This window comes from Methylobacterium persicinum, assembly GCF_022179525.1.
Taxonomy (GTDB): Bacteria; Pseudomonadota; Alphaproteobacteria; order Rhizobiales; family Beijerinckiaceae; genus Methylobacterium; species Methylobacterium persicinum.
On the sequence record NZ_BPQX01000038.1, the window covers coordinates 1 to 9,105 of the forward strand.

General features: G+C 69.0%; 4 protein-coding genes. 2 read left to right on the plus strand and 2 right to left on the minus strand.

The features are described from left to right. On the plus strand, window positions 1–694 hold a 694-nt coding region (locus tag MFF22_RS17575), incomplete at its 5' end, for an autotransporter outer membrane beta-barrel domain-containing protein (protein ID WP_238250327.1). A gap of 114 nt (window positions 695–808) precedes the next feature. Here the strand turns inward: MFF22_RS17575 and cobF are convergent. Both cobF and MFF22_RS17585 read right to left on the minus strand, forming a co-directional pair. After that, entirely contained in the window at window positions 809–1,588 is a 780-nt protein-coding gene (cobF, locus tag MFF22_RS17580; protein WP_238250328.1) for a precorrin-6A synthase (deacetylating), read from the minus strand. 21 nt (window positions 1,589–1,609) lie between these two features. Then, entirely contained in the window at window positions 1,610–2,749 is a 1,140-nt protein-coding gene (locus tag MFF22_RS17585) for a pyridoxal-phosphate dependent enzyme (RefSeq protein ID WP_238250330.1), read from the minus strand. 1,129 nt (window positions 2,750–3,878) lie between these two features. Here MFF22_RS17585 and MFF22_RS17590 point away from each other — a divergent pair. Then, window positions 3,879–9,105: beta strand repeat-containing protein (locus MFF22_RS17590; protein WP_238250333.1), on the plus strand; the 5,227-nt coding region annotated here is incomplete at its 3' end.

The following is a 9,105-nucleotide window of genomic DNA, read 5'->3' on the forward strand; positions in this document are numbered from 1 at the left end:
GGCGGCGGGCTACACCGACGATACGCTGGCGCTGAACCTGCGCTCGTCGCGGGGCGAGGTGAAGACGGTGTTCGGGGGGCTGTATGCGGGGGCCCTGTACGGGGCGCTCGACATCAAGCTCGGGGTGATGGGCGGCGGGACGCAGGCCACGACGCAGCGGACGGTGCTGTTCCCGTCCTTCATGGACACGGCCCACGGGCGCGGCGACGGCACGCTGGTGCAGGGCTTCGGGGAGGTAGGCTACCGGATCGGCCTGCCGGAGGGCGCCGCGCGGGGCTACGTGGAGCCGGTGGTCCAGGGGGCGGTGATCCACGTGGACCAGGACGGCCTGCGGGAGACGGGCGGTTCGGCGGCGTTGCGGGTGTCCTCGCGTTCGGCGGATGTGGGGACGACGACGCTGGGCGTTCGGAGCGAGGTGAGCCTGTCGGCGGCGCTTCCGGTGATGGCGCACGGGTTCGTGGGCTGGCGCCGTGCCTTCGGCGACGTGGTGCCCCGGGCGCTGGTCGGGTTCGGGGGCGGGGCGACGCCGTTCGCCGTGGCTGGGACGCCGATCGACCGGAACGCGGCGGTGGCGGAGTTCGGGCTGGACTACCGGGCGAGCGCGGCGATGACGCTGGGCGTGAGCTACAGCGCGCAGGTGGGCTCCCGGGCCTCCGACCAGAGCGTCAAGGGCCGGCTCGAGTATCGGTTCTGATCCGACCTGCGACCGGAGCATTGTCCGCCAAAGTGGACGTTGCTTCGGCGTAAAAAGTGCGGAAAAACAAGAACCGAGGGCGTCTTCTGTGATCCGCAGATCGCAGAAGACGCCCTAGACGCCCCGTCCGGCGTCGCGGCGTGTCAGCAGGTAGATGTCCATGATCCAGCCGTGCCGGGCCCGGGCCTCCGCGCGCAGGCTGCGGATCTCCTCCCCGACGTCGCCGAGCCGGCCGGCGACGAGGATCTCATCCGGGCTGCCGAGATAGGCGCCCCAATGGATCGTCAGGTCGGGGTCGAGGCCGGCGAAAGCGGGATCGCCGTCGAGCATCACGACGACGCTGTCGGTGTCCGGCGGCCATCCGGCAGCGAGGCGGCGGCCGGTGGTGATGCAGATGGCGCCGCCGATGGTGTTGAGGGGCACCGCGTGCCGGGCGCAGAGCACCTGCACGCTCGAGATTCCCGGGACGACCTCGCAGGCCAGGGCGAGGCGGCCCCGGGCCTCGATCCGCTCCAGGATGCGCAGGGTGCTGTCGTAGAGGGCCGGATCGCCCCAGACGAGGAGGGCACCCACCTCCCCTGTCCCCAGCCCGTCCGCGAAGGCCGCTTCCAGCCGCGCGGCCCGGGCCGCGTGCCATGCCTCCACGGTGGCGGCATAGTCGGCGGGGCGGCGCTCGCGGGGCGGGTCGTCCACGGTGACGAGGCGATAGGGCCGGGCGATGTGCGCCTCGCAGATCCGGCGGCGGGCCGTGACGAGGTCCGCGGTCTCGGCGCGCTTGTCGAGGACGAACACGGCGGCGACGTCGGCCAGGGCCCGCACCGCCTGGAGGGTCAGGTGCTCGGGGTCGCCGGTGCCGATGCCGATGACGCGGATGGTGCGGGGATGCTCGCTCATGCCGCCCGGACGTAACGTCTTTCAGGAGGCGGCGTCGAGGAGTTCGGCGATGCGGGGCGTGGCCTTGATACCGGTGCCGGTGAGGATCGCGACGGTGGTCTCGTCGGATCGGATGGCGCCTTGCTCGATCAGCGTCGTGAGGGCTGCGGCGGCCATGGCGCAGGTGGGCTCGACATAGAGGCCCGAGCGGGCGAGCCCGTGCAGGGCCGCCTCGATGGCGGCTTCCGAGACTGCGACCGTGCCGCCTCCGGATCGGCGCAGGGCCGCCAGGACCTCGCGCCCGCGCACCGGCTGGGCGATGGAGGCGCCCTCGGCGAGGGTCGGGCGCGGGGCGATGGGCAGGGCGTCCTCCGCCCCCGCCTCGAAGCCGGCATGGAGCGGGGCGCAATGGGCCGGCTGGACGGCGTAGAGCCGCGGCAGCCGGTCGATCTCGCCCCGCCGGAGCAATTCACGGAAGCCGATGTCGCAGCCGAGCACGTTGCTGCCCGCCCCGCAGGGGATGATCACCGCGTCGGGCGCCCGAAAGCCGAGATCCTCCCAGAGTTCGTAGGCGAGGGTTTTGGTGCCCTGGAGGAAATGCGCCTGCCAGTTGTGGCTGGCATAGAAGATCGAGCCGGCCTGGGCGACGGCCGCGTCGGCGGTGTCCTGGCGGGTGCCGGGGATCAGTTCGATCTCCGCGCCCGCGGCGCGCATCTGCACGGTCTTGGCCGGGGAGGTGGAGGCCGGCACGAGGATCTTGGCCCGCATCCCGGCGGCGGCCGCATACGTCGCCACCGCCGCACCGCCGTTGCCGGAGGAATCCTCCAGCACGGCCTGGATCCCCTGCTGGCGCAGGATCGACAGCATCACCGCGGCGCCCCGGTCCTTGAAGCTGCCGGAGGGCGCGAACCATTCGAGCTTGAAATGGGCGTGGCTGCGCCCCCAGGGGCGCCGCACCAGGGGCGTGCAGCCCTCCCCCAGGGTGATCGGATCGGACACCGCCACGGGCATGGCCCCGGCATAGCGCCACAGGGAGCGCGTCCCGGTCTCGATCCCGTCCCGGCCGATCCCCGGCAGGTCCGTGATCATCAGCGGGCGCCCCGCCTCGGACCGCCAGCGCGGCGTCGCGATGGGATAGGTCGTCCCATCGATGGGATCGAGATAGGCGGGCGTCTCGGTCATGGGGCCTCGGGGCGAATGGCGGTCCGGGATTGGGGAATCATCCCCGAACCGGCCCGCCCGCATCGCCGGATCATCGCCGTCACCGGGGTCCGATGGCAAGGCGCGTCCCCTCACCCGCGCGCCGACCGGTCCGAGGACGGCACCGCCGGGAGGCACCGGTCGCAGTCCGCAATATAGGTGGAGCCGCTCTGCGGATGAATAGATAATCTATCCATCGAGACGGTCTGTGTTGATTTGAATTTCGTAATTTGGATTTCGATTTCTATTCTTTGGCATCAATGTTGAATTAATGCGACGTTAGATTGAGTATACCACCGTAACTCAACCACTGATTTATGGTATATGATTGCAACAAGCCGAAACAATTGCCTCCCAGGTTCGGGATAACATCGACAAATGCGCTGGTTTAGGGCTAGACGCACTGCGATTTACATCGACGTTCGCGCGGATTGCTGCTGCGGCGTCAAGCGGGGCGCATCGAATGCCGAATCAAACCGGGATCGCGGGTCATGCCATCGGAGGTCGCACGCCTTCGGGGCGTCGGCGGACGGCTTGGGGTGTGGCGCTGCTCGCCACCACGGCCCTGGTCGCCGTCCCGCCGGCCCTCGCCCCGCTCGGGTTCAGCTCCGCCGTCTTCGCCAGGGGCGGGTCGAGCGGCGGCGGCATGTACGGGGGTGACAGCAGCGATACCGGCGCGGGCTCATCAGGGAGCACGTCGCTTTCCAATAAGACTATCGGCGGCGGCGGCGGCGGCGCGGGCCAGTCGGGAGGTAACGGCGGCGCGAGCGGTACGCATGCTGGTGGTGCCGGTGGCTCCGGGGGGACGGGAATGGACGGTGCCGCGGGCACGAGCGGCAGCGTTAATGATAGCAGCGGCGGCGGCGGTGGTGGTGGTGGTTCTCACGGGTATGTCGGTAGCACGGCGCCCATCACCGCTGTGACCGGTGGTGCGGGCGGTCGAGGCGGTAAGTCCAGCGCAACAAATGTACAGGGATTAGAAGTTCTTATTGGCAGCGGCGGTGGCGGCGGCGCAGGCGGTTACGGTGCCGTTCTCACCGACAACGGCCCCTACACCATCATAGGAAACATCACCGGCGGCGCAGGCGGAATTGGTGGGAGAGGCACCACCGTGGGTGACGACGGCGACGGCGGCTACGGCCTTCTGCTGACCCAATCCGGCGCAACCGCCACCGTGACCGACGGCGTCACCATCACGGGCGGCAAGGGTGGGAAAACCGGCGGCGGTGTCGGCATCAGCGGGGCCGGGCTCACGCTGACCCTATCGGCCGGGGCGAGCGTCGCAGGCGGTCTCAGTTCGGACGGCCGGCAACATGCGCATGCGATCGATTTTACGTCCGGCACCAACATCCTGGAATTGCAGGGCAACGGAACGCAGTATGCCACGATCACCGGCAACGTGGTCGCAAGTGGTTCTGACAATACTCTGAAGTTTTCCGGGAGTGGGGGAAATTTTACTTTATCTGCGCTGAATGCTGCGATTGGTTCAAATCAGTTCCAAGGCTTCGGCAAGGTCATCGTCGACACCACCGGCACCTGGGTTATGACAGACGCCGGGGCTTCGAATCCGAATACGTGGAGCGTCAACACGGGCACGCTCCAGCTCGGAGACGCGGCGTCCGGGGCGGTCGTTTATGGCGACATCGCGGTCGGGAGTGGGGCGACCCTCGTGGGAATTGGGCCGTCATCGGTCCCGACCATCCTGGTCAATGTTTCCGGGGCCGTCACGGTCAATTCCGGCGGCACCCTCATGTTGTCGGCGCACTCGTCCGCGGCCGCGCTCGGCGTCAACGCGTTGACCCTTTCGGCGGGCTCGACCCTCAAGGTCGATCTGACGTCGGCAACGACGAAAGCTCTCATCAGCGTCGCTAGCACATTCAGCTACAACGGCGCCCTCATCATCACGGCCCTCGGCTCCAAGCCGACCGGGACCATTCCCCTCATTCAATACAAGGATACGGACCCCGCCGGCACGAACGCCTTCTCCTCGGTCACGGGGCCGAACGGCTACACCTATAAGACGTCCCTCGATACGACCAACAAGGTGCTGAACCTCCTGATCGCCAAGGCGGACCTGTACTGGAACGGCAGCACCACGACGGGCGCCACCACCTCGGTCGCCGGCGGCAACGGCATCTGGAGCGCGGATGCCACGCGCACCAACTGGACCGGCGCGGACGGCAAGGCCCATCTTGCGAGCGATTCCAGCGCATCGCCGATCTTCGCCGGAACGGCCGGCACGGTGACGGTGTCCAACACCGCCGGTGCCGTGTCCGTGGCGGGCCTGAAGTTCGTGCCCGATGGCTACGTGATCGCGGGCGATACCCTGACCCTGGCGTCGGCCTCGGGCACGCCGCAGGTCTCGGTGCCGGGTGAGGGTTTTGCCACCATCTCCGCCGTTCTCGCGGGGACGCAAGGGCTCGAAATTGTCGGTGGCGGAAAGCTGATCCTGACGGGTGAGAACACCTATACCGGCGGCACGACGATCACGAAGGGCGCGCTCCAGATCGGCGATGGCGGCAAATCGGGCTCCGTGCAGGGTGACATCACGAATAACGCCAAGCTGGTCTTCAACCGCTCGGACGACGTGACATTCGGCGGCGCCATCTCCGGCACAGGTATGCTGCAGAAGAATAGCACGGGCACCCTCACGCTGACCGGTGCCAACACCTACTCGGGCGAGACGCTCGTCAGCGCCGGTACACTGAACCTGACGGGCGCGGCCACCTTCAGTGGCGCCCTGACGGTCGAGTCCGGCGCCACGCTGTCCGTGGGCGCAACGGCCGGGTTCGGATCCCTGGCCGGCGGCGGGACCGTCACGATTGCCAAAGATGCCACCTTGGCAGTGGGTACGGACAATACCTCGACCGAGTTCTCCGGCGGCATCTCGGGCAAGGGAGGGCTGATCAAGGCTGGGACCGGGACGCTGACGGTGAGCGGCGCCAACACCTTCACCGGCGGTCTGGCGGTCACCGACGGCACGGTCCAGTTGAAGGGCGCATCGGCCCTCGACAAGGCCAACGTCATCCGCATTGAGGCCGGCGCCATCCTCGATCTCGGCACTGCCGACGTGGCGGTCGATTCCATCTGGAATTCTGGCTGGAAAGGGGGAACGATCAAGTTACATGGCAACACCCTAACGCTGGGAGGTCCAGCCCATGACGCCGATCTGCTCCCGGAATATTCCGGTTCGATCGACGGAACCGGTAAAGTCGTCAAGTCCGGGAACGGCGAGCAGATCCTGTACGGCAGTAATACTTTTACAGGCACTCTTCAGATCACCGGCGGTACGATGCGTCTCGCAAGCGACGGGGCCCTGTCGAAAAACATCGCCGTCACGGTCGCGGCGCCCGGCACCCTGAAAGTGATGACTCCCTCCGCCACCATCGGCTCGCTGGCCGGCGGCGGCAGCGTGAGCGGCGGGACGAGCGCCGAAGACAAGCCTGCCATGCTGACCACGGGCAGCGACAACACCAGCACGACCTTCTCGGGCATCCTCGCCGACGATCCGGATGGGGATGGACAGCTCACCCTCACCAAGGCAGGCAGCGGGACCCTCACGCTGACCGGGGAGAACACGTACACCGGTGGCACCACGATCACGTCCGGCACGCTGCAGATCGGCGATGGCGGCAAATCGGGCTCCGTGAAGGGCGACATCACGGACAACGCCAAGCTGGTCTTCAACCGCGCGGACGACCTGACCTATGCCGGAATCGTCTCCGGCACCGGCTCCCTGGACAAGAAGGGTGACGGCACCCTCACCCTCACCGGCACGCACACCTATACCGGGGCGACGACCGTGATCGGCGGCACGCTGGCCCTGGCCGGCGGCAGCGTCGCCGGCGCGGTGGTGGTGCAATCCGGCGGGACGCTCACTGGCGACCCGATCGGGGTGAAGACCGGCACGGTTGGCGGTGCGCTGGCCGTCGAGGACGGCGGGACGCTGAAGATCGCCTCCGCCACCACGGGTCTCACCATCGCTGGCGACCTCACCCTGTCCGGCGCCGCGCTGACCGCGCTGACGCTCTCCGCGCCGAGCACGGTGGGGGCGGTGAGCGTGGACGGCAACCTCACCCTTGGCGGCAGCCTGAACCTGAGGACGGCCCCGGGTTTCGCCACCGGGACGTACCGGATCTTCAGCTATGCCGGCCAGCTCTCGGGCACGGGCCTGACCATCGGGGACGCCCCGGCCGACAGCCTGTTCTCCCTCGACACCGCGATGAATGGGCAGGTCAATCTGCTGGTCTTTGCGGGTCAATACTGGAATGGCGCGGCCGGCGCCGAAACATCCGGCGTGGTGGGCGGTACCGGCACGTGGAGTGCGAACGGCACGAACTGGTCCGACCGCACCGGCAGTGCCGCCAACCCATGGTCGGACGGGGCGCTGGCGGTCTTCGCCGGCACGGCGGGCACGGTGACTGTGGATGCCGGGGCCGCGCCGAGCGTGGCCGCGATGTCCTTCGTCACGGATGGCTACACGCTGACCGGCGGCGCGATCACACTGGGTGGCTTCGCGGGGGGCAAGTCCACCCGGATCACCGTCCAGGATGACAAGGCGACGGGCGGTGGTAGCGCCACCATCGCCAGCGATCTCACCGGGGCGGGCGCCCTGTCGAAGCAGGGTGCGGGCACGCTGACCCTGTTGGGGACGAGCCGCTACACCGGGGCGACGGTGGTGAAGGCGGGGACGCTGGCGGTGAGCGGCTCGCTGGCGAGCGCGGTGGTGGTGGCGTCCGGGGCGACGCTGGCCGGCACCGGGACGGTGGGAGCCGTGACGGTGGTCGGAGGCGGAACCCTGGCGGGGGTCCAGGGCCAGACCCTGACCACCGGCACCCTGACCCTGATGCCGGGGGCGCATGTCTCGGCGCAGCTGGGCGCGAGCGCGGGCACGACGGCGCTGTTCGCGGTGAAGGGCGACCTTGCCCTGAACGGCGTTCTGGATGTGGGCAGCGCGACGGGGACGTTCGGGTTCGGGCTGTACCGGCTGATGAGCTACACCGGGACGCTGTCGGGCAACGGCCTGAGCGTGGGCACCCTCGGGCGCAGCGACAACGTGCCGGATGCGACGGTGCGCAGCGATGAGACGGCCAAGACGGTGGATCTGGTCCTGGGCGCGACGCAGGTGTCCTTCTGGAACGCTGGCAAGCCGGGGGCCGGCGCGGTTCAAGGCGGCGACGGGACGTGGAATACCAGCACGATCTGGACGAACGCCAAGGGCACGACCTCGACCACGGTGACGGAGCAGGCGACGGCGATCTTCACCGGCACGCCGGGCAAGGTCACGGTGGATGCGGGCGCGGGCCCCGTGACCGTGGGCGGAATCCAGTTCGCGACGAGTGGCTACACGGTCCAGGGCGACGCGCTCACCCTGACGAGCGCCTCGACGACGGTGCGCGTGGGCGACGGGACGAAGGCGGGTGCATCGACGGTGGCGACGATCGCGTCGCCCCTGTCCGGCACGGGCGGCCTGCGCAAGACCGATCACGGAACGCTCGTGCTCACCGGGGCGAACAGCTTCACGGGCGGCACCTCGGTGGAGACGGGCACGCTGAAGGTCGGGCATCCCCAGGCCCTGGGCACGGGCGCCCTGAGCCTGAACGAGGGCACGACCCTCGCGTTTGCGGGCGACCTGACCCTGACGAACGCGATCCGGTTCCTGCAGAAGGGCGATCCGATCATCGATAGCGGCACCGGGACGGTAACCATCGCCGGGGCGATCTCCGGGGTTGGCGACCTGTCGAAGATCGGCTCGGGGACGCTGATCCTGAGCGGGACGGAGACTTATACCGGGGCGACGGACGTGGTGTCCGGGACCCTGGTGGCCAACGGCTCGCTGGCCTCGTCGTCGGGGTTGACGGTGGAGAGCGGGGCGACGCTGGGCGGTTCGGGGACGGTGCCGGGGGTGTCGGCGCTTACGGGATCGATCGTGGCGCCGGGCGTGGCCACGCCCTACAGCACGCTGAACGTGGCGGGGTCGGTGAGCTTCGCGGCGGGCTCGACGTTCCGGGTGCAGGTGGACGCATCGGGCCGGACGGATGCAATCGTGGCGAGCGGCACGGCGACGCTGTCGGGCGGCACGGTGGACGTCCGGGCCGGCACGGGCACCTACACGGCGAGCCAGAGCTACCGGATCCTGAGCACGGCGGGGGGGCTGAGCGGTCGCTTCGCGAGCCTGCAGACGACGACGAACCTCGCCTTCCTCCAGCCTGTCCTGAACTACGATGCGACGGGGGCGAGCCTGGGCTTCACCCGCGCGACGGATGGCGGCACGGGCGGCTCGACGGGCTCGGGCGAAACGGGCAGCTCGACCGCGCCGGGTGGCGCGACGGATCCGG